At 35.0% G+C, this 331-nt stretch carries 1 protein-coding gene; it reads left to right on the plus strand.

Features of this window, described 5'->3' with window-relative positions:
• Positions 1–111: 111 nt before the first annotated feature.
• Positions 112–331: hypothetical protein (locus SB725_RS30490; protein ID WP_410923073.1), on the plus strand; the 220-nt coding region annotated here is incomplete at its 3' end.

Below are 331 nucleotides of genomic sequence, written 5' to 3' on the forward strand. Positions count from 1 at the left end.
TACTTTGTATTTAGTGGTTGCATACATACACACTTAAAAAGTAGTTAGTTCTTGTTTTTCCCCCTCATTTGAGGTTAAAATAGTGGAACTAGTATTGATAAAGGAAGAAAAATGCACGCTTATAAAGTTGAACATATCACCCAGTCAAATGAACCTAAGGATGATAGTGATTTCAAAAAAATTGGTCTTCCTTATGAAGTGTTTGAAAAGGCAGTAGATGCAGCATTTAGAGCTTACCAACGTGAAGACAATAGTTTTTCCACAAAATCAGCAGCAGGGTACAATGCTTGGAATTATGCTGTGAAAGAATTAAGGCTAAAGGCGTTAGAAC

Source organism: Pseudomonas sp. SIMBA_041, from assembly GCF_046535095.1.
GTDB lineage: Bacteria > Pseudomonadota > Gammaproteobacteria > Pseudomonadales > Pseudomonadaceae > Aquipseudomonas > Aquipseudomonas mucoides.